General features: G+C 66.4%; 18 protein-coding genes. 13 read left to right on the plus strand and 5 right to left on the minus strand.

Annotated elements, in window-relative coordinates:
* Positions 1-285: 285 nt before the first annotated feature.
* The 3 genes from AC2YJX_RS09325 (at position 286) to AC2YJX_RS09335 (ending at position 4529) form a co-directional block, all read left to right on the plus strand.
* On the plus strand, positions 286-2670 hold the full coding sequence (locus tag AC2YJX_RS09325; RefSeq protein WP_487255871.1) for a LamG-like jellyroll fold domain-containing protein: 2385 nt from the start codon (positions 286-288) through the stop codon (positions 2668-2670).
* A gap of 111 nt (positions 2671-2781) precedes the next feature.
* Positions 2782-3393, plus strand: coding sequence for a TetR/AcrR family transcriptional regulator (locus tag AC2YJX_RS09330; protein ID WP_487255872.1), 612 nt, complete (start codon positions 2782-2784; stop codon positions 3391-3393).
* Between the two features lie 236 nt (positions 3394-3629).
* The gene (locus tag AC2YJX_RS09335) at positions 3630-4529 is read left to right on the plus strand and encodes an alpha/beta fold hydrolase (protein WP_487255873.1); all 900 of its coding nucleotides are present in this window, start codon (positions 3630-3632) and stop codon (positions 4527-4529) included.
* Positions 4530-4698: 169 nt separating this feature from the next.
* Here AC2YJX_RS09335 and metC read toward each other — a convergent pair whose 3' ends face one another.
* On the minus strand, positions 4699-5853 hold the full coding sequence (gene metC, locus AC2YJX_RS09340; RefSeq protein ID WP_487255874.1) for a cystathionine beta-lyase: 1155 nt from the start codon (positions 5851-5853) through the stop codon (positions 4699-4701).
* A 59-nt stretch (positions 5854-5912) separates the two neighbouring features.
* On the opposite strand from metC, the gene AC2YJX_RS09345 reads away from it, so the two are divergent.
* The 3 genes from AC2YJX_RS09345 (at position 5913) to ubiM (ending at position 8737) form a co-directional block, all read left to right on the plus strand.
* Positions 5913-6716 carry an AraC family transcriptional regulator gene (locus tag AC2YJX_RS09345; RefSeq protein WP_487255875.1) on the plus strand — a complete coding sequence of 268 codons (804 nt, stop codon included), beginning with the start codon at positions 5913-5915 and terminating at the stop codon, positions 6714-6716.
* Between the two features lie 134 nt (positions 6717-6850).
* A complete protein-coding gene (locus tag AC2YJX_RS09350) occupies positions 6851-7267 on the plus strand; it encodes a hypothetical protein (RefSeq protein ID WP_487255876.1) in 417 nt (138 codons plus the stop codon).
* Between the two features lie 192 nt (positions 7268-7459).
* Positions 7460-8737, plus strand: coding sequence for a 5-demethoxyubiquinol-8 5-hydroxylase UbiM (ubiM, locus tag AC2YJX_RS09355; RefSeq protein ID WP_487255877.1), 1278 nt, complete (start codon positions 7460-7462; stop codon positions 8735-8737).
* 34 nt (positions 8738-8771) lie between these two features.
* Here the strand turns inward: ubiM and AC2YJX_RS09360 are convergent, their stop codons facing one another.
* The gene (locus AC2YJX_RS09360; protein ID WP_487255878.1) at positions 8772-9731 is read right to left on the minus strand and encodes a class I SAM-dependent methyltransferase; all 960 of its coding nucleotides are present in this window, start codon (positions 9729-9731) and stop codon (positions 8772-8774) included.
* A gap of 346 nt (positions 9732-10077) precedes the next feature.
* Here AC2YJX_RS09360 and AC2YJX_RS09365 point away from each other — a divergent pair, with 346 nt between their 5' ends.
* Positions 10078-10413, plus strand: coding sequence for a DMT family transporter (locus tag AC2YJX_RS09365; RefSeq protein ID WP_121421825.1), 336 nt, complete (start codon positions 10078-10080; stop codon positions 10411-10413).
* Here the strand turns inward: AC2YJX_RS09365 and AC2YJX_RS09370 are convergent.
* Positions 10407-11123, minus strand: a complete 717-nt coding sequence (locus tag AC2YJX_RS09370) for a hypothetical protein (RefSeq protein ID WP_487256097.1) — start codon at positions 11121-11123, stop codon at positions 10407-10409. The genes AC2YJX_RS09365 and AC2YJX_RS09370 overlap by 7 nt on opposite strands.
* A gap of 185 nt (positions 11124-11308) precedes the next feature.
* Here AC2YJX_RS09370 and AC2YJX_RS09375 point away from each other — a divergent pair, with 185 nt between their 5' ends.
* The 5 genes from AC2YJX_RS09375 (at position 11309) to AC2YJX_RS09395 (ending at position 17165) form a co-directional block, all read left to right on the plus strand.
* Complete coding sequence (locus AC2YJX_RS09375; protein WP_121421824.1) at positions 11309-12598, plus strand: solute carrier family 23 protein; 1290 nt, start codon at positions 11309-11311, stop codon at positions 12596-12598.
* Positions 12599-12740: 142 nt separating this feature from the next.
* The gene (gene scpC / locus AC2YJX_RS09380) at positions 12741-14282 is read left to right on the plus strand and encodes a succinyl-CoA:acetate CoA-transferase ScpC (RefSeq protein WP_121422979.1); all 1542 of its coding nucleotides are present in this window, start codon (positions 12741-12743) and stop codon (positions 14280-14282) included.
* Positions 14283-14440: 158 nt separating this feature from the next.
* Positions 14441-15592: an ABC transporter substrate-binding protein gene (locus AC2YJX_RS09385; RefSeq protein WP_121421823.1), complete on the plus strand. Its 1152-nt coding sequence runs from the start codon at positions 14441-14443 to the stop codon at positions 15590-15592.
* 102 nt (positions 15593-15694) lie between these two features.
* Positions 15695-16603 (plus strand): hypothetical protein, encoded by a 909-nt coding sequence (locus AC2YJX_RS09390; RefSeq protein WP_487255879.1) that lies wholly within the window; start codon positions 15695-15697, stop codon positions 16601-16603.
* A 139-nt stretch (positions 16604-16742) separates the two neighbouring features.
* Positions 16743-17165 (plus strand): hotdog fold thioesterase, encoded by a 423-nt coding sequence (locus tag AC2YJX_RS09395; RefSeq protein ID WP_055396185.1) that lies wholly within the window; start codon positions 16743-16745, stop codon positions 17163-17165.
* A 200-nt stretch (positions 17166-17365) separates the two neighbouring features.
* Here the strand turns inward: AC2YJX_RS09395 and AC2YJX_RS09400 are convergent, their stop codons facing one another.
* Positions 17366-17935 carry a cob(I)yrinic acid a,c-diamide adenosyltransferase gene (locus AC2YJX_RS09400; RefSeq protein ID WP_121421821.1) on the minus strand — a complete coding sequence of 190 codons (570 nt, stop codon included), beginning with the start codon at positions 17933-17935 and terminating at the stop codon, positions 17366-17368.
* Positions 17936-18173: 238 nt separating this feature from the next.
* Positions 18174-18614: a hypothetical protein gene (locus tag AC2YJX_RS09405; protein WP_121421820.1), complete on the minus strand. Its 441-nt coding sequence runs from the start codon at positions 18612-18614 to the stop codon at positions 18174-18176.
* 347 nt (positions 18615-18961) lie between these two features.
* Here AC2YJX_RS09405 and AC2YJX_RS09410 point away from each other — a divergent pair, with 347 nt between their 5' ends.
* The gene (locus tag AC2YJX_RS09410) at positions 18962-19324 is read left to right on the plus strand and encodes an EF-hand domain-containing protein (RefSeq protein WP_487255880.1); all 363 of its coding nucleotides are present in this window, start codon (positions 18962-18964) and stop codon (positions 19322-19324) included.
* Positions 19325-19424 lie beyond the last annotated feature (100 nt).

Here is a 19424-nt window from a genome sequence, read left to right on the forward strand (position 1 = left end):
GCGGACCAGCCATATCCGTCCCCGGCTTGACACTTGCAGTCAACGGCGCAAAGGCGTTCGATCCCAGCCCATGGCAAGCGAGCTGCGCGTTATTAATTACTTTAATGACAATATTGGACTAACCAAATTGTTCATTTCCCCGTTCTTGCCTGTGAGCGCTGGGCATAGAACCCGGCACACCGCCCATTTTTCGTAGGGCGCCCTGCCTGGCACAACGATTGCCTGGAATCGCCGATGGAACGACCAAAAGGCACGGCACTCCGCCCACCCCAATCCCCCAAAGCAATGGACCAAGAACTGAACAACGGCACGAATTTCACGGCCCGGCGCCGGGTACTCAAGGGAATGGCCGCCATGCCGCTGGCCGGCACGCTGGTGGCCTGTGGTGGCAACCCGGCCGACGCCACCAACACACCGCCCACCACCTCCGCGCCCATTGGCGGGGACACCCCGCCTCCCGCGCCAACGCCAGGTACCACGCCCCCCACAGCACCACCGGCGCCGGCAGTGCCCCCCACCGTGCCGCCTTCCCCCGCGACGCCTCCCTCCACACCGCCTGGCACCCCGCCTCCGCCTTCGACCCCCCCACCCCCTGCAGCGCCACCGCCTCCCCCCGCAGCGCCACCACCACCACCACCACCACCTCCTCCTCCTCCTCCTCCACCTCCTCCACCGGCCCCCAGCGCCTTTGTGCACCCTGGCGGGCTGCACACGGACGCTGACTTTGCGCGCATGCGTACCAAAATTGCCGAGAACGCAGCGCCTTGGGTGAGCGGCTGGAACGCGCTTCAGTTTTCGGGGCATTCCTCACTGAACAGCGATATGTGGCCCCACCCGCTCACCGTGGTGATCCGTGGCGGCGATGGGCAGAACTTCGGCACCATGATCAAGGACATGCAGCGGGCCTACCAGCTGGCGCTGCGCTGGAAGGTGTCCCAGGACAACGCCTATGCCGACCGTGCCGTGGCGTTCCTGGATTCGTGGTCGAGCACCATGACCACGCTCACCGGCAATGCGGACCGCTACCTTGCTGCTGGCATCTACGGCTACCAGTGGGCCAATACGGTGGAACTCCTGCGCAGCTACCCCGGCTGGTCGCCCGAGGGCCTGGCCCGGTTCCAGAAACTGCTGCTGGAAGTGTTTTACCCGCTGAGCCACCGCTTTCTAGAGGAACACAACGGCGCCAACATCACCAACTACTGGGCCAACTGGGACCTGTGCAACATCAACGCCATCATGGCCATCGGCATCTGCTGTGACCGGCGCGACCTGTACAACGAGGCGATCAGTTATTACAAGAACGGCCGGGGCAACGGCGCAGCCGCGCACAACGTCTACGCCATCCACCCCGGGCACCTGGGGCAATGGCAGGAGAGCGGGCGCGACCAGGGGCATGCCACGCTCGGCATGTCGCTGTGCGGGGCGCTGTGCGAGATGGCCTGGTCGCAGGGCGACGATCTGTACGGCTACTGGAACAACCGGCTGCTCTCGGCCGCCGAATACGTGGCGGCCAGCAACCTGGCCGATGCGGGTGGCGCGTATCCGGCGCTGCCGTTCTCACGCTATGCCAACCGCCAGGGCATCTTCACCGGCGTCTCTCCTGCGGGGCGGCCACACCTGCGCCAGTGCTGGGAGCTGCTGTACAACCACTACGTCAACCGCAAGGGGCTCTCTGCGCCCTACACAACGGCCATGGCGGCCAAACTGCGGCCCGAGCAGCGCGGCACCGGGGACGACCCCGGCATGGGCACCTTGACCTTCTCGCGCGCGCCGATTGCAGCCGGGGCCGCGCCCAGCGGCCTCACGGCCTACCTCGTCAACGGTCAGGTGCTGCTGTCGTGGTGGGGCAGCGCCTACGCCACGGCCTATGAGGTGCAGCGCGCACCCGCAGCGTCGGGCCCGTTCACCACACTCACCACCGTGGGCGAGGAACGCACCCATACCGACACACCTGGCACGGGCACCTGGCACTACCGCATCGTGGCAGTCACCCCAACGGGCCGGCTCACGGGCGCCGAGATCCGCAGTGTTGCCACCACGCCGCAGCTGATGCTGCATCTGCCCTTGAACGAGGGCAGCGGAACGTCGGCCACCGACCAGAGCGGCAACGCGCTGCATGGCCGACTGGTGGGCGGCACGTCCTGGGGCGCTGGCCGCACGGCGGGCAGCAGCGCCGTAGCACTCGACGGCGCCAGCGGCCACGTGGCCCTGCCCACGGGCATCATGAAAGACTTGGCCGACTTCACGATCGCAGTCTGGGTCTACCGGCAAAGCGCCAGCGCCGGGAACGCCCGCGTGTTTGACATCGGCTCCAGCGACATCGCCTATCTGGCCCTGCTCGGCAACACCAGCACGCTGCGCTTTGCCTCCACCGGCACCACCTATTTCGGCGAGGAAAACGTCACGTCCTCGGTGGCGCTGGGCACAGGCCGGTGGGTGCACCTGGCGGTGACCCGCCGGGGCAACACCGTGACCCTGTTTGTGGACGGGCAGGCCACCGGCACCTTGGCCGACGCGCCCTTTGCGCCCCACCAGCTGGGCGCCACCACGCAGAACTGGCTGGGCCGCGCGCAGTACGGGGCCGACCCGTACTTTGCGGGCCGCATGCAGGATTTCCGCCTCTACAGTGGGGCGCTGACTTCCGTGCAGATCACGGCCCTGGCCCAGTGACGCGCTGCACAGCCCCGGCGGCACACCGGGGCTGTGCCCGATACCGGCTTTCAAAACACTGCTGGCAACACGGGTAGATTTATTTCGCACAGTTGTGCTAAATTTCGCCCCATGGATGCCAAGACCCAGAAATCAGAACTCACCCGCGCGGCCATTGTGGGCGCAGCGCTGGACCTGGCTGCGGCCGAAGGGCTGGAGTCGATCACGCTGCAGGCCGTGGCCGACCGCGTGGGTCTGTCCAAGAGCGGCGTGTTCTCGCGCGCCGGCTCGCGCGAGGCGCTGCAGAAGGCGGTGATCGAGGAGTTTGGCCGCCGGTTCCTGGCCGATGTGTTTGTGCCCGCCATGCAGCACCCCAAGGGCCTGCCGCGCCTCAACGAGATCGTGCGCCGCTGGATTGCCCGCACGCGCGATGTGGAGGCTTTCACCGGCTGCATCTACACCGCAGGGGCCTTCGAGCTGGACGACCGCGAGGGCGAGCTGCGCGACCTGCTGCATTCAGAGATCACACGCTGGCGAGCGGCACTGCGCCGTACGGTGATCCAGTCCATCGAGGCCGGCCACCTGCCCGCCGACACCCCGCCCGACCAGCTGGTGGGCGAGATCTATTCCATGATCATGGGCTTGTTGCACGACGTCCGCTTCCTGCGCGATCCGCAGGCAGTGTCACGCACCGAGGCGTCCTGGGCGCGCCTCGTCAAGAGCTACCTCCCTTCCCCCTCCTGAGACGCGGTGGTGTGCCAGGGAGACCTCTTGTTTTTTTATGCCCCAATTTCGCACAACCGTGCGAAGAAAGGAACCACCATGTTGATCATCCTGGGCATTGCCGCCATTGCGGCCGCAGCGGGCGCCATCCGGTCGCTGCGCAGCACCCTCACCAGCCTCCCGCGCAGCAACCGGGACTGGGTCTTTTTCTGAGGTGCGCGCCGCGCGCCCCACTCCATCCCTTCAGGAACCCCACCATGAACACCTCCTCTTCATCCACCGCCCTGCGGGCCACGTCCAGCTTCTACGGCGAGCACCCCGCCATGCGCCTTGTGCGCCTGACCCTGGGCGCCACCGAGCGACTGTGGCCCGCACTGGCCGTGCGCGTGGCTGCGCGCCTGTTTGGCACGCCCCTGCCCCTGCGCAAACCCGGCCGCCAAGCCGTGCCGCCCGGCCACTGGCGCACAGAGCGCTGGCCGTTTGAAGACGCCGAGATCACGCTGTACCTGCCCCAGGCCCAGCCGCATGGCCCCGCGGTGCTCCTGCTGCACGGCTGGGGCGGGCATGCGCGCCAGATGCTGCCGCTGGCCGACGCCCTGACTGCCCGCGGCCTGCGCCCGGTGCTGGTGGACCTGCCTGCGCACGGTGGCAGCCGGGGCCGCGTGAGCAACCTGCCCCAGTTCGCCCGCGCCATCGAATACGCCACCGCCCGCCTGCACGTGCAGGACTCGGCGCCCCATGCCGTGGTGGCCCATTCGCTGGCTGCCAACGCAGCGGCGCACGCGGCCAGCCGGGGCCTGGCCACCCAGCGGCTGGTGCTGCTGGCACCGCCCGCGTCGCCGCACGAATACACGCGCCTGTTCGCCCAGGTGTTCGGCCTTTCGGAGCGCACGCGTGCCGCCCTGCAGCGGCGCATCGAAGCCCGAGAAGGCATCCTGATGCGCCAGTTCGAGCCCCCGGCTGTGGGCCCACGCATCGCGCTGCCCACGCTGGTGGTGCACGACCGGGGCGACCGCATCAACCGCTTTGCCGATGGCGAGGCCTATCGCGACCACATCCCGGGCGCCACGCTGCTGGCCACCGAGGGGCTGGGGCACCGCAAGATCCTGCAGCAGGTAGAGGTGCTTCAGTCGGTGGTGGACTTCGTAGCGAGCTAGTGTCCCGAATTGGAAATTCGTTTCATAAAGACGTCGAGAATCCCCGCCATGCTGCGTTGCAGATCCTCGCGATAGCACCGGCTATCGCTGTGGTTTGCGCCTTGCCTGACGTCGATTTCGACATCTTTATTTCATCAACGAACTTCCAACTCGGGACACTTGGTGCCGGTCAGCCCAGACCGCTGAGCGCTTGTGCCAAGTCCGCGCGCAGGTCGCGGGCGTCTTCCAGCCCCACATGCAGGCGGACAAGGCGCCCCTCGTCCGGCAGCGTTGCCAAGTGGCGCTGGTCATAGGGCACAGCGGGCAACACCAAGCTTTCGTACCCGCCCCAGCTGGTGCCCAGGCCAAAGAGCGCAAGCGCGTCGATGAAAGCCGCAAATGCGGCTTCACTGCAGGGCGCCAGCTCAAAGGTGAACGGCCCCGCGGCGCCCGAAAACTGCGCGCGCCAAAGCGCGTGGCCCGGGTCGGAGGGGAGCGCCGGGAACAGCACGCGCCGGACCTGCGGTTGCTCTTGCAGCCACTGGGCCGTCGCCAGCGCGGTCTGCTGGTGCCGTTCGAGCCGCACCGCCAGGGTGCGCAGGCCGCGCAGCGCGAGCCAGCACACATCGGGCGCCGCGTGGGCGCCGCTGCGGTCGCAAAAGCGCCGGGTGCTGGCCAGGTCTGCGTGCGAACCCGTGATGAGCCCCAGCATGAGGTCGGAGTGCCCGTTGATGTATTTGGTGGCCGAATGGATGGCGATGTGCACACCCAGGGCGTGGGCGTCAAAAAACACCGGCGTGCCCCAGGTGGCATCCACCGCCACCGGGATGTGGCGCTGGCGTGCCGCCGCGCACACGGCGCGCACGTCCAGCATCTCCATGGTCAGCGACGCGGGGGTCTCGATGTAGACCAGGCTGGTGTTGTCCCGCAGGTAGGGCGCGATGTCGGCGCCTTCCGGAAAGTACTCGACGGTGGTGCCCTGCGGCACCAGTTCCTGGTCGCAGAAGATGCGCGTGGGCCCGTACACACCCTGGTTCAGCAGCAGGTGGCGGCCCGGCCCCGCATGGGCACTGAGCACGGCCACGATGGCCGCCAGTCCGCTGGCTGTGGCCAGGCAGGTTTCTGCGCCCGACAACGCGGCCATGCAGCGCTGCAGCTCAAACGTGGTGGAGGTGCCCGAGCGGCCGTAGCGCGGCGAGTCGAACACGGTCTGGTGGTGCGCGTGTTTGTAGGCAGCCAGGGTGTCGAACACGACGGTCGAGGCCCGCACCAGCGGCGGGTTGATGGCCTGGGCGGCGCGGGCCGTCTGGCGGCCCGAATGGACAAGGAAGGTGGTGGTGTGCATGGGCTGGGGGCGGGTTCCGGGGAAGGAGTGGGGAGGAGGTGGTTTCATAATAGGACGGCATGTCAGCACCAGAACGCCAACAAACATCGCCAGGGCGCCAAGACGCCGGCCTGTGGGCCACGCTGGCAAAAACGCACGCGGCCGGCACGCTTTTGCCAGCGCACCAGCACCGCAGCGGCCAGCTGGTGTTTGCCACGCGGGGCGTGATGCTGGTGGAGACACCCCACGCGCGCTGGACCGTGCCGCCGCAGCGGGCGCTGTGGGTGCCCCCGCACCACACCCATGCGATCGAAATCCTCTCTGCCACCGACCTGCGCACGGTGTACTGCCAGCCGGCGCTGGTGGCGCAGTGCGCATCGTTTGCGCGCCGGGACGAGGTGCACGCAGTGATCGCGTCGCCGCTGATCCAGCAGCTGGTGCTGGGGCTCTTCAACGGCGGGTTCGACCACCCCACGCGGCAGCTGATGGTGTCCCTGCTGCTGCATACGCTGCAGCACACGCCCTGTCTGCCCACCCACCTGCCGATGCCTGCCAGCGAAGGGCTGCGGCGCGCGCTCGCGCTGTTGCTGCAGGCCCACCAGTGGCAGCTCTCGCTGCACGAACTCGCGGCCGAGGCCGCGATGTCCGACCGCACCTTCACCCGGCGCTTCACGGCGGAAGCGGGCCTGAGCTTTCGCGCCTGGCGCCAACGTGCGCGCATCATTGCCTCGCTCGATCTGCTGGCCTCGGGCCGCCCGGTCAAGGGCATCGCTCACGCCCTGCAGTTCGAGAGCCCCGCCGCGTACATCGCCTCGTTCCGCACGCTGCTGGGCTGCACACCGAACACCTTCCGCCAGGGACAGCACGGCGACACGCACCCATAGCCACCGTACGGGCAGACCCTGCCCTGGGGCCGCGCTGGGTGCCGGGAGCCTCCTCTATCATTCGCAGTCCGCAGCCCTGGCGCTGCCCGACACACTCTCCGATCCGCCCCCACATTCTTCCGATGCATCTCCTCATGTCCGCCTGGCCTGTCCTGGCCCTGCTGCTGCCCGCCCTGGTGCTGGTGTCGGCCATCTACTTCCTGGCCAAGGGCGACCGCAGGGCGTTTGCGCAGCTCCTGGCCCTGCTGGCCTGCTGGGTCATCGGTGCGTTGCTGATGGAGTTCTTCATCTTCATGGCGGCACGCATGGCACGTTCGGGCAGCGCGGCCATGCCGGTGCTGGGCACGGGCACACGCCAGCTGCTGGAGACCATGGCCAGCCCGCGCTCCATCGCCGCACCACCGCTGTCGCTGGCCGCCATGGCGGCCTACAGCGTGCTGGCGGCGTACCTGTGGGTGCTGGTCACCTGGGGGCTGCACCTGCGCGGCAAGCCAGCGGGTGGCGCCCGCAAGAAGCCCGCCAAGGGCGCGCGCAAACCGGCACGCTCGTAACGCACCATAATTTTTGATGTTTTAAGGCCCTAGCGCTTATCCTGCATCATTTTTTAGCTATTTAATTTATAGCATTCAGGCACCCTGCCTTGATGCAGGGCAAACCGCCGCGCGGAGTGCCCGCCCACAATGGCAAGCCCCACCCCACGGTTGCAGGGTGGATGCCGGGCTGCTTCGCCCGGTCTTCTTGCCATGACCTCCTCCTCACACAGCGACGTTCTCATCGTCGGCGCGGGCCCTGCGGGCCTGTCGCTGGCCATTTCCCTGGCGCAGGCCGGGTTCTCCACCACCGTGGTCGAACAGCAGTCTGAGGCCACGCTGGCCCACCCCGCGCCCGATGGCCGCGAGATCGCGCTCACCCACCCCAGCGTGGCCACGCTACAGCGGCTAGGCACCTGGGCCGGCCTGGCGCCCCACGAGGTGGGCACCATCCGCGAAGCGCAGGTGCATGACGGCCCGCTGGGCCAGCGCAGCGCCCTGCAGCTGGGCACCCAGGGTACGGGGCTGGAGGCTCTGGGCTTCATCGTGCCCAACCACGCACTGCGCCGCACGGCCTATGCCGTCGCGGCACGCACACCGGGTATCCGCATCGTGACCGGCGCCCAGGTGGTGCGCGTGGCCACGCAGTCCACCCATGCCGAGCTGGAGTACTTGCCCCAGGCTTCCGCCGGTGCCCCCAGCGATGGCCCTGCGCCATCGCCACAGCGCCTGCAGGCCCCGCTGCTGGTGGCGGCGGACAGTCGCTTCTCGGCCACGCGGCGGCAGCTGGGCATTGGCGCACGCATGACGGACTTTGGCCGCACCGTGATCGTCTGCCGCATGCGCCATGCCCAACCCCATGGCGGCGTGGCGCACGAGTGTTTTGGCTATGAACGCACGCTGGCGGTGCTGCCCTTGCCCAATGACCCCCAAGAGGGGCATGCGCTGTGCTCGGTGGTGGTCACGGCGGGCACTGCCGACGCAGGTGCGCTGATGGCCCAGAGCCCGCAGGCCTTCGCCGCTACGGTGCAGGCCCAGCTGGGCGACCGCCTGGGGCCTTTGCAGCTGGAGGGCGAACGCCACGCCTACCCGCTGGTGGCCGTGTATGCACAGCGTTTTGCAGACCACCGCTGCGCGCTGCTGGGCGACGCCGCCGTGGGCATGCACCCCGTGACGGCGCATGGCTACAACCTGGGTCTGGCCGGTGTGGAACGCCTGACAGCCGCCGTGGTGGCGGCCCGCAGCCAGGGCCACGACATCGGCAATGGCGAAGCCCTGGCCACCTATGCGCGGGCGCACCACCGCCACGCATGGCCGATGTACGAGGGCACCAATGCCATCGTGCGGCTGTATACCGACACGCGCCCCGTGCCGCGCCTGCTGCGGCAGCTGGTGCTGCAGGGCGCGCGGCGGCTGCCGCCGCTGCAGGCCGCCATCGTGGGGCAGCTGACGGGCAAGGCGCCGGTGTGGGCGCAGCTGGCGCGCTCCTAGGAGCGTGCTGCCAAGCAGCCACCGGCGAGCAGCTTTACGCGCCGTCCACGCCGAGGGTCGCCATGCCATACAGCGGCGCCCCCAGCCACGGCCACCACAGGGTCTCCAGCACCACACCCGGCCAGCCATAACACTCCGACACGCTCTGCTGGCGCAGCAGCGCCAGGCGCGGGTGTGCGGCGGTCAGCTCGTCCATGCTGCCCACGCCCCAGTGGAACTCCGCCCCCGTGGGTCCCACGCTGGCGTGCTGCGCCGCGCGGCCCACGGCACGGTGCGTCATGACATCAATCACCAGGCGCGAGCCTTCCGGCGCGCACTGCGCAAACTCGCGCAGCACGGCCTGCACCTGCGCGGGCTGCAGGTACATGAGCACCCCTTCGCAGACGATGAACACCGGCTGCACGCCCGCGCCATCGCCCTCCCCTTCCTCCTTTGGCAGCCCCAGCCGCTGCCACCAGCCAGGCTGCGTGATGTCCACCGTGGCATGGCGCGTGCGCGGGCAGCGCACCGGCAGCAGCTCGCGGCGCAGGTCCATGACCTCGGGCAGATCAGCATCGAGCCACTGGTTGGCGCCCGTATCGAGCCACTGAAAGTGGTGCGACAGGCCACAGCCCAGGCTCACGCCGCCAGCCTTCGGGTGCGCAAGGAAGAAACTGCGGCCCGCATCCTTGATGGCGCGCGTGCGCCACAGTACGTTGAGCACCGTGGGCAAGTCGTCCAGGCACGGTTCCACATCGGCACCCAGGCGCTCCACCAGGCTGGTGGCCACCACGTCGTTGCAGGCCAGCCAGGGAAAGTAACGGCTCCCGCGCGCGCGCGCGGCCAGCGGGATCAGGAGGGTGCTGGGCACGGCCCGCAGGTGGGCGCGCTGCAGCAGGCAGGGGGTAGCGGAGTCGGAGGCGGCGGCGCCATCCCCCGCGTTCTCAGGGTTGCGCTGCGCCGGGGCGGCGGCGGTGCGGGCACGGCGTCGGGTTGGGGGCGGATGCGGCTGCAAGGTCCTCTCCTCCTGTGGCCACCGGGTGCCACGGCTGGTTGGTTGTTTGCGACGGGGCCCACCAGAACACAGGCCTGCGCCATTGTGAACGGGTTGGAGTGTGGTGCGGGGGATGGGCTGGGTGCGTGAAGGGACACCATCACGCCCTCCATCCGGCGCTGCCGCTGTGTCAACGCTCCATGATCCGCGCAAACGCAAGTGGCCGCCAGAGCCTGCGTGGGGTGTTCTTGATGGATCGCAAGGGCGTGGCTACACTGCGGCCCTTCACCATCTGGGTACCGCTTCATCGTACTGCCCGTGTCACTCGGTACAAGTGACAAACGGGCATGTTCGGCCAAGGTGCCCCATGAATCCAAACCTATCGGCCTGGCTGCTCGTCGCAGCCAGCGTCATTGCAGAAGTTGCCGGAACCGTCGCGCTCAAGTACTCCGATGGCTTCTCCAGACTCCTCCCGTCAGGTATGGCAGCTGCGTGCTACGCACTCGCCATCTGGCTCATGGCCGTGGCCATGCGCCAGCTCGACATGGGCCTCACCTATGCAGTCTGGGCGGCCAGCGGCACGGCGGCCGCAGCCGTGGTGGGGATGGCGTTGTTTGGCGAGCCAGTGGGTGTCATCAAAGTAGTGGGTCTGGTGTGCGTGGTGGGAGGCGTTGTCATGCTCCACCTCGGAAGCCCTCAGTGATGGCTTCTGGTGTTGATCAAGGCCCACACCAATTCCACCCCGGCCGTCAACAGATCGCCCGTGAATGAGCTGTCGCTCGCATCACTGGTGCTGGTGAACGCGCGCTTTTGCCGCTCGCGTTCGGCGCGGCTGCGGTCGCGCTCCAGGGCCACCAGGGCGTCGCCGATGTCCACCGGGGGGGTGGCGTGGGTGGTGCGCTCGCTGCTGGCCTTGGCGTAGCCCTCCATGGCGCGCACCACGGCGTCGGGGTCGATGAGGGAGAACGCGGCGCGGCAGTAGGGGCAGGCGTGGTCCTTGCGGATGTCCACGGGGGCGCCGCAGCTGGTGCAGTAGATGGCGCCCACGCGTTTGGCCAGGTCGTCGATCTCGGGGCGCGTCATGTGGCGCACAAAGCCTTTTTCGACCATGAAGGACGAGAAGGTGCTGAAGCGGCCATGCAGGCGGGCGCAGCGGTAGATCATGTAGCGGCCGCTGCGCACCACGTCGAAGCCTTTGGCCAGGCTTGTGTTGCAGCGCGGGCAGGCCATGCGTTCTGCCAGGGGCTGGTGCTGGTCGGTACGGTGTTCGTGCAGCAGGCGGAACAGCTCGACCACCGACTGGGGCGCGAGCTTGAGGTTTTCGTGCCGGTCAAACCACAGGCCCTGGCAGGCAAAACAGATGTCCAGTTCCAGCGAGTGCCCCTGGTTGCTGGTGAACCGGTGGGCCTGCATGGGCTGGCGGCAGTTGGGGCAGGACGGCTGAGAGTGCATGGCGGCGGTGCCCACAAGGGGCAGAGCGGGGTAGGCCCAAATGCTAACCCGGGGCACGGCTGACGCCCGGCGAAAGAGTTGCAGCTTCGCGGCATTGCCTCACCCATCCACTAGCATTCGCGCCTCAACAACAAGGAACCGACAAGATGGGATTCATGAACTGGCGCACAAAAAGCGCTGAGGTGCTGCAACAAGGTGGGGTGATTGGGCCCGATGAGCGGCTGCCCTGGCCGCAGACGGCGGTGATGGGGGTGCAGCACGTGATTGCGATGTTTGGGGCCACGGTGCTGGCGCCCATCCTGATGGGCTTTGACCCGAACGTGGCGATTTTGATGAGCGGCGTGGGCACGCTGATCTTCTTCCTGGTCACGGGCGGCAAAGTGCCCAGCTACCTGGGGTCGAGCTTTGCGTTCATTGGCGTGGTGATTGCGGCCACGGGCTACGCGGGCAAAGGTGCCAACGCCAACATTGCCGTGGCGCTGGGCGGCATCATTGCGTGTGGCCTGGTCTACACGCTCATCGGCGCGCTGGTGCAGGCCATTGGCACGGGCTGGATCGAGCGCTTCATGCCGCCCGTGGTCACGGGCTCGGTGGTGGCGGTGATCGGGCTGAACCTCGCGGGCATTCCCATCAAGAACATGGCGGCCAGCAACTTTGACAGCTGGATGCAGGTGGTGACCTTTGTGAGCGTGGGCCTGGTGGCCGTGCTCACGCGCGGCATGGTGCAGCGCCTGCTGATTCTGGTGGGCTTGATCGTGGCGAGCATCATCTACGCGGTGCTGACCAATGGCCTGGGGCTGGGCAAGCCCATGGACCTGTCCGCACTGGCCAACGCCGCATGGTTTGGTTTGCCCAACTTTGCTGCGCCGGTGTTCGAAGCCAATGCCATGCTGCTGATTGCGCCCGTGGCCATCATCCTGGTGGCCGAGAACCTGGGCCACATCAAGGCCGTGACGGCCATGACGGGCCACGACCTGGACCGCTACATGGGCCGCGCGTTCATTGGCGACGGCGTGGCCACCATGGTGAGCGGCGCTGCTGGCGGCACAGGCGTGACCACCTACGCCGAAAACATTGGTGTGATGGCCGCCACCAAGATCTATTCCACCGCCGTGTTCTTGCTGGCGGGCGTGTTTGCGCTGGTGCTGGGCTTTTCCCCCAAGTTCGGCGCGCTGATCCAGACCATTCCGCTGCCGGTGATGGGTGGTGTGTCCATCGTGGTGTTTGGCCTGATCGCGGTGGCGGGAGCCAAGATCTGGGTGGACAACAAGGTGGACTTTTCGAAGAACAAGAACCTCATCGTGGCGGCCATCACCCTCATCCTGGGCACGGGCGACTTCACGCTCAAGTTCGGCCAGTTTGCGCTGGGCGGCATCGGCACCGCCACGTTCGGGGCGATCCTGCTGTACGCGCTGCTCAACCGCAAAGCGGCGTAATCTGCGGGTATGGGGACGCCGGACCGCATTTGTAAGGGTTAACCCTTAATTTGTAAGGAACGAAGGCTAGCATCCTGGGTTTTGTCCACAGGGCCATCCGCTCACCGGGCGGGTGGCCTTTTTCTTTTTGCGGAGTTTGTTCATGTCCCTGGCCGATCGGGTGCTGTACCCCGACTTTCTCTCCCGCACCATGTCCGCCGATGAAGCGGCCGCCCTGATCCCTGCCGGCGCCCATGTGGGCATGAGCGGATTCACCGGCGCGGGCTACCCCAAGGCTGTGCCGGGCGCGCTGGCCCGCCGCATCGAAAGCCTGAACGCGCAGGGCCATGGCTTCAAGATCGGTCTGTGGACGGGGGCCAGCACCGCGCCTGAGCTGGACGGCGCGCTGGCCCAGGTGGACGGCATCGAGATGCGCCTGCCCTACCAGTCCGACCCGACGGTGCGCCGCCAGATCAATGCGGGGCAAATGCAGTATGTGGACATCCACCTGTCGCACGTGGCGCAGTTTGTGTGGTTTGGCTTTCTGGGCAAGCTCGACGTGGCCGTGGTCGAGGTGGCGGGCGTGTTGCCCGACGGGCGGCTGATCCCCTCGTCTTCGGTGGGCAACAACAAGACCTGGCTGGACCAGGCCGACAAAATCATCCTGGAGGTGAACGCATGGCACCACCCGGGGCTCGAAGGCATGCACGACATCTACTACGGCACCGATGTGCCGCCGCACCGCAAGCCGATCCCGATGACACGGCCCGACGAGCGCATCGGCGAGCCCTATCTGCGCTGCGACCCGAGCAAGGTGATCGCCGTGGTGATGACCAACCAGCCCGACCGCAACAGTGTGTATGCCGCGCCGGACGACACCTCCAACCGCATCGCAGGCCACATCATTGAGTTTTTGCAGCACGAGGTGAAAAAGGGCCGCCTGCCCAAAGACCTGCTGCCGCTGCAGTCGGGCGTGGGCAACATCGCCAACGCGGTGCTGGCGGGGCTGAACAACGGGCCGTTCGAGAACCTCACGGCGTACACCGAGGTGCTGCAGGACGGCATGCTGGACATGCTGCGCTCGGGCACGCTGGCGAGCGCCTCGGCCACCGCCCTGTCGCTGAGCCCGGCGGCCATGCAGGACTTCAACGAGCGCATCGACTATTACAAGCAGCGCATCGTGCTGCGCCCGCAGGAGATCAGCAACCACCCCGAGCTGATCCGCCGCATGGGCCTGATTGCCATGAACGGCATGATCGAGGCCGACATCTACGGCAACGTGAACTCGACCCACATCATGGGCTCGGCCATCATGAACGGCATCGGCGGCTCGGGCGACTTTGCGCGCAATGCCTACCTGTCGATCTTCATGACGCCGTCGCTGGCCAAGAACGGCCGCATCTCCTGCATCGTGCCCATGGCCTCGCATGTGGACCACACCGAGCACGATGTGCAGATCCTTGTGACCGAGCAGGGTTTGGCCGACCTGCGTGGGCACTCGCCCTCGCAACGGGCGCAGATCATCATCGACCGCTGCGCGCACCCCGACTTCCGCCCTGCGCTGCACGACTACGTAGCCCGCGCCAAGCGGGGCGCCGTGGGCCAGCACACACCGCACCTGCTGAACGAGGCGCTGTCGTGGCACCAGCGGTATGTGGAGACGGGCAGCATGCGCGCGCCAGCGGGCCCTGGCAGCACTGTGTAAAGAGGACACCCCCAGGCCTGCCAGGCCTTTGACAGCCAATTGCCAGCCTGGGCAGATAAAATCAGGGTTAACCCTAGGTCTATCGACCTCCCCCAGTCCACCCTCCACCAGCCCCCATCCGGGGCTGGTGGCTTTTTTGCCTGCGAGTTTTTTTGACCATGCAACGCCGTCAGTTCACCCAATCCCTTGTGGCCGCCAGCACCGGCCTGCTGCTTGCCACCTCTTCGCGCGCCGTGGGCGTGCAGGACCCCATGGACGCCAAGAGCGTGACCATTGGCTGCTCCATCGGCATGACCGGCGCACTGGCCAGCCTGGGCAAGGAATTGAAGCAAGGGCTGGATGCGGGAATTGCACAGGCCAACGCCAAGGGCATCCATGGCCGCGAGATCAAGCTGCTGGCACTGGACGACGGCTACGACGCCGCGCGCTCCGAAGACAACGTGCGCAAGCTGATTGCCGACGCCAACGTGGTCTCGCTGATCTCCTGCATGGGCACGGCCAACAACCAGCGCATCCTGCCGCTGGTGGACGAGGCGCAGATCCCCTATGTGGCCCCACAGAGCGGTGCCACGTCGCTGCGCAAGGCCGAGTACCGCTCGGTGTTCCACGTGCGCGCCAGCTACGCCGACGAAGCCCAGCGCCTGACGCAAAAGCTGGTGTCCATGGGCATGAACGACCTGGCCATCGTGTACCAAGACACGGCGTTTGGCCGCGAGTTTCTGGCGGACGTGAACAAGGCCATGGCAGCCGCCAAGCAACCAGCACCCAAGGCTTTCAAGCTGGATGCACAGGGCACGCAGGTGCCCGATGTGGTGGGTAAGGCCGTGGCCGCCAAGGCCGCCGCTGTGCTTCTCGGAACCGCAGGTGACGTTACCGCCACACTGATCAACGAGTTCAAGAAAGTGTCGTCCAGCACGCCGCTGGCCGCCACCAGCGTGGCGCTGTCGGGCGACAACCTGCGCCAGCTGGGCGGCAAGGCCTCGGGCATTGCGCTGTCGATGGTGCTGCCTGACGCGGCCCGCACCAGCGTGGCCGTGGTGCGCGACTACCAGAAAGCCATGCGCGCGCTGGGCTACCAGGAGTTTTCGGCCCGCAGCTTTGAAGGCTATGTGAATGCCCGCGTGCTCACCGAAGGCCTGGAACGCGCCGGACGTGAGCTCACCCGCGCCAAATTGCGCAGCGCACTGGCCGGTATCCGCAGCAGCGACCTGGGCGGCCTGTCCATCGACTACGCCGGCGGCGCGCCGTATGTGGGCTCGCGCTTTCTGGACCTGGGGGTGATGGGCGCCAACGGCAAGTTTGTGGGCTGAGGATTGATCGTCCGAACCATGCCGTGTCAGCTGTGCTAGGCGTCTGTAACGCCCTTTCCTTGGACCGACTATAGAGGGTTGTTGTCTGGCAATTGCTTCTGCATGCACAGCATCTCTCCGCTGCGCATACTGCACAATGCCCCGGCCGAAGAGAGGGAGAAACTTCGGCTCCACACAAGCCTCTGTGGTGTGTCACCGCCGAGGCCACGACCATCTTCAGTGATCGATTGCATGAAAAATCTCGCATTGTTGACCTTGCCTCGGATGATTGGGGCCGCCCTGGTGGCGTGCAGCTTTCAGGTGTATGCGCAGACTCCCATTGACGTAAAAATCCTGGGCGTGACTTTTATCGAGGCCCCTCCTGGCAGAGACAAAAATCTGGTTCCGTTTGCTGCCACCGGCGACATGGAAAAGGTGGAGGTCAACGCTATTGCCACCACGCGCTCCGGTCTTTTCACCCAGTGGACGAACTCGTTCTTTGACAAAGGCGACGTGCGAGTGACGGCGGTGTTCCCCGACAAAACCACCCAGAGCCTGGGTCAGGCGGACATCGCCAGCTTTCCGAAATTTTCAACCGACGCTCGCTCACGCAGCTTCGCACTGACCCTCAACCGGCTGCCCGACAAGGCGGTGACCGGACTGATCTTCGAAGGGACGGTCCCCCTCAGCGTGGCCAAGCGGACCACAAAAGCGGCCCAGGCTTTCGACCCGGAACGCCCAGGCCCCATCAAGCTGGGCGGGGCAGACATCAAGCAGTTCAAGGTGGATGGAAAGAGCGTCCAGTTCCAGGGCAATGACACGCTGTTGCGCATCAAGACGCTGTCCTTCAAGCTCTCCTCCGGCCAAGTGGTGCAAGCCGAGCGCGGCGCGTGGGCGCGTATGAACAACGAACACCAGCAAACATGGAGCATCGACACAGCCTTCACCCGCGGCGAACTGCAGGCCGAGCTGTACGAAGACATGGAGACCGTGCGCCAACCCGTGCGTTTTGTCATCGGCCGCCCCTGGTAACGCCGCTTGCGTAGTGAGCGCACTGACAGAGGGCATACAGCAAAGCTGAGAGCGTACATAGGAAGCTCCACCTGCTCACCGCGGGCCATAGGCACAATCGCGGCTCGTACTGACCCGGCTCTGACGCCCGTTGAACACCATGCCCATCTGGAAAAAACCCATCGACCTGGCCCTGCTGGAGGCCGCCAACCGCAACACCGCCGTAGAGCACCTGGGCATTGAATTTGTCGAGGTGGGTGACGATTTTCTGCGTGCACGGGTGCCCGTGGACCACCGCACCGTGCAACCCTTTCGCCTGCTGCACGGCGGGGTTAGCGTGGTGCTGGCCGAGTCGCTGGGCTCCACCGGCGCCTACTACACCCTGCCCGAGGGCTACCGCGCCGTGGGCCTGGACATCAACGCCAACCACCTGCGCTCTGCCACCAGCGGCTGGGTGACCGGTACGGCACGGCCCGTGCACATTGGCCGCACCACGCATGTGTGGCACATCGATATGCACAACGAAGCGGGTGAGCTGACCTGCGTGTCGCGGCTGACGATGGCGATCCTGGCACCGAGATAAGGTACATCCCCCTGAGGCACTGCGTGCCTTCCCCCCTTCTCTCGAATCGCAGGCGCGATTCGAGAGAAGGGGGACGCAGCCCTCGCTGCGGGGCGGCCCTTGCTCGGCTGCCCTGGCCTGGCGCGCGCCAGTTGCAAAAGGCAGTGAAAATATGAGGAAAACTGGCCGCTACCGCACGACCATCAAGCGCAAGCAGCTATCTATTCAGTAGCATTCTGCTGCGCCAGGCGCTCGCTTTTCCAGTACACGTCATCGCCACCGTCCATGCGGTTGAGCACGCGGGCGAGCACGAACATCAGGTCGGACAGGCGGTTGAGGTACTGCCGGGGTGCGTCGTTGATGGCCTCTTCGTTGCCCAGCGCCACCACCACACGCTCCGCGCGGCGCGCCACTGTGCGGCAGACATGGGCTTGCGCGGCGGCGCGGGTGCCTGCGGGAAGGATGAACTCCTGCAGCCGGGGCAGCGCCGCGTTGTGGTGGGCCAACGCCTCGTCGAGCGCCAGTACCGCCTCGGCCTTGAGCAGTTCGTAGCCGGGAATCGACAACTCGCCCCCCAGGTTGAACAGCTGGTGCTGCACCTCGACAAGCAGCTCGCGCACATCGGCGGGAACGCGCTCGCACAGCAGCAGGCCGATGTGGGAGTTGAGTTCGTCCACGTCGCCCAGAGCATGGATGCGCAGGCTGTTTTTGGAAACGCGTTGGTTGTTGCCCAGTCCGGTGGTGCCGGCGTCGCCGGTGCGTGTGGCGATCTGTGTGAGTCGGTTACCCATGGGGTGCCTCGGTAAGGTGGAGCGCAGGTGGCAGGGGCGCCGCATGCGGTGGAAGAATTCGCAGATTCTCCGCCACCCAGGTCCACTGCGGTGGGAGGGGACCTATCACCCTGCTCTCCGCACAAGAAGCCACATTACGATATGTCTTCACCGTGCTCCGCGCTGCCCAGACAGACCAACGCCCCTGCCATCACATGCAGGGGCGTTGGTTCGAACCCGTTGGCTACGCACGGCCCGATCAGTGGGTCATGGGGGTGCGGTTGAGCTTGTCAATGTCGGCGGTGGATACGCCCGTGTTCGTGGGCTGCAGGGTGTTCCAGGCGTTCGCATGGTAGGTGTCCCACTCCTTGCGCGACACCATCCCGTCGCCATTGCTGTCCATCAAGCGTGCATTGACACGCGTCTGTGCGGTGGCTGCGGCCTTGCCGCCTGCTGCACTCGGGTTGATTTCGGCCACAGGGGCGGCACGGCCGTCACCCGCGGTGGGGTTGGCGGGTGCTGCGCTGCTCTGGCTGCTGCGCATGTCCACCTTGTTCTGGGCATTGGCAGCCGCAGCGCCGCCCGATGCGGTGGGGTTGACTTCTGCAGGCGGACGCGCGGTGACATTGGCGGGGGCTTGTGCCAAGGCGGCGGTGCACGCCAGTGTGGCCAGAGCGGCGAGGATGGTTTGCTTTTGCATGAAAGGCTCCTTCGATAAAACACCAGAACAAGCGAATTGCTTGGATTCATTGTTTTGGCGCGCACGCCCGTCGCTTGTAGGACGTACACGGGCCTGCCGGTCATCCTGCGCATAAGCGCCGCAGTGGGGCATGCCGCCCCAAGCCTCTCTCTCCGTTGCCAGGGCTGCAGGCAACCTGTGAGCTACTTCTGGCTACATCCGCCCACAAAAACTACATGTGCCGGTACTGCCGGGTTACACCACGCTGGGAAATGTTGACCTGGGCAACAGCAGGCAAGAGTGCTGGCCTTCACCACCGTGCTGCGGTGCAATGCAACCCTGTTCAACTTCGAAGGAGCTTAGCTTCCATGAAAGCACTGCAACGACGCACCTATTCGTTCGACACGCGCAGCGTGATGCTTTTCGCCGCCATCTCCCTGGGCGGCGCGGGCGCATTGCAAGCACAGACCACTTCGGCATGCCCCCAGCCCGCCCCAGCCAGTAAAACGGCACCCCAGGCGGACTCCAAATATTCGTATGGCCCCGGCACCGGCAACCCGTCCAGGGCGGCCACCACGGCATTCAACCGCGCAGACCTCGACAAGGACGGCCAGCTGACCGAGAAGGAAGCGACCCAGCTGCCGGCCATCAGCCAGCGCTTCAAGGAACTGGACAAGGACCAGAGCGGCGCACTGTCACCCTCAGAATTCGAGAAGGGCCTTCTGTCCTGATTTTTTGTGAGGCGCCTGGACCTGGCACGGTACCAGCCTCCGGGTGGCCTCTGGGATGTAGCGGGCCATTGGGGCCTGCGGACCCGCCTGCCCTGGAACT

Source organism: Acidovorax sp. SRI_002, assembly GCF_057586455.1.

Excerpts from the sequence above, each read along its gene's own strand:
- AC2YJX_RS09325 (WP_487255871.1), top strand. The coding sequence starts at position 286 with ATGGACCAAGAACTGAACAACGGCACGAATTTCACGGCCCGGCGCCGG.
- AC2YJX_RS09330 (WP_487255872.1), top strand. The coding sequence starts at position 2,782 with ATGGATGCCAAGACCCAGAAATCAGAACTCACCCGCGCGGCCATTGTG.
- AC2YJX_RS09335 (WP_487255873.1), top strand. The coding sequence starts at position 3,630 with ATGAACACCTCCTCTTCATCCACCGCCCTGCGGGCCACGTCCAGCTTC.
- metC (WP_487255874.1), bottom strand. The coding sequence starts at position 5,853 with ATGCACACCACCACCTTCCTTGTCCATTCGGGCCGCCAGACGGCCCGC.
- AC2YJX_RS09345 (WP_487255875.1), top strand. The coding sequence starts at position 5,913 with ATGTCAGCACCAGAACGCCAACAAACATCGCCAGGGCGCCAAGACGCC.
- AC2YJX_RS09350 (WP_487255876.1), top strand. The coding sequence starts at position 6,851 with ATGTCCGCCTGGCCTGTCCTGGCCCTGCTGCTGCCCGCCCTGGTGCTG.
- ubiM (WP_487255877.1), top strand. The coding sequence starts at position 7,460 with ATGACCTCCTCCTCACACAGCGACGTTCTCATCGTCGGCGCGGGCCCT.
- AC2YJX_RS09365 (WP_121421825.1), top strand. The coding sequence starts at position 10,078 with ATGAATCCAAACCTATCGGCCTGGCTGCTCGTCGCAGCCAGCGTCATT.
- AC2YJX_RS09370 (WP_487256097.1), bottom strand. The coding sequence starts at position 11,123 with ATGCAGGCCCACCGGTTCACCAGCAACCAGGGGCACTCGCTGGAACTG.
- AC2YJX_RS09375 (WP_121421824.1), top strand. The coding sequence starts at position 11,309 with ATGGGATTCATGAACTGGCGCACAAAAAGCGCTGAGGTGCTGCAACAA.
- scpC (WP_121422979.1), top strand. The coding sequence starts at position 12,741 with ATGTCCCTGGCCGATCGGGTGCTGTACCCCGACTTTCTCTCCCGCACC.
- AC2YJX_RS09385 (WP_121421823.1), top strand. The coding sequence starts at position 14,441 with ATGCAACGCCGTCAGTTCACCCAATCCCTTGTGGCCGCCAGCACCGGC.
- AC2YJX_RS09390 (WP_487255879.1), top strand. The coding sequence starts at position 15,695 with ATGCACAGCATCTCTCCGCTGCGCATACTGCACAATGCCCCGGCCGAA.
- AC2YJX_RS09395 (WP_055396185.1), top strand. The coding sequence starts at position 16,743 with ATGCCCATCTGGAAAAAACCCATCGACCTGGCCCTGCTGGAGGCCGCC.
- AC2YJX_RS09400 (WP_121421821.1), bottom strand. The coding sequence starts at position 17,935 with ATGGGTAACCGACTCACACAGATCGCCACACGCACCGGCGACGCCGGC.
- AC2YJX_RS09405 (WP_121421820.1), bottom strand. The coding sequence starts at position 18,614 with ATGCAAAAGCAAACCATCCTCGCCGCTCTGGCCACACTGGCGTGCACC.
- AC2YJX_RS09410 (WP_487255880.1), top strand. The coding sequence starts at position 18,962 with ATGAAAGCACTGCAACGACGCACCTATTCGTTCGACACGCGCAGCGTG.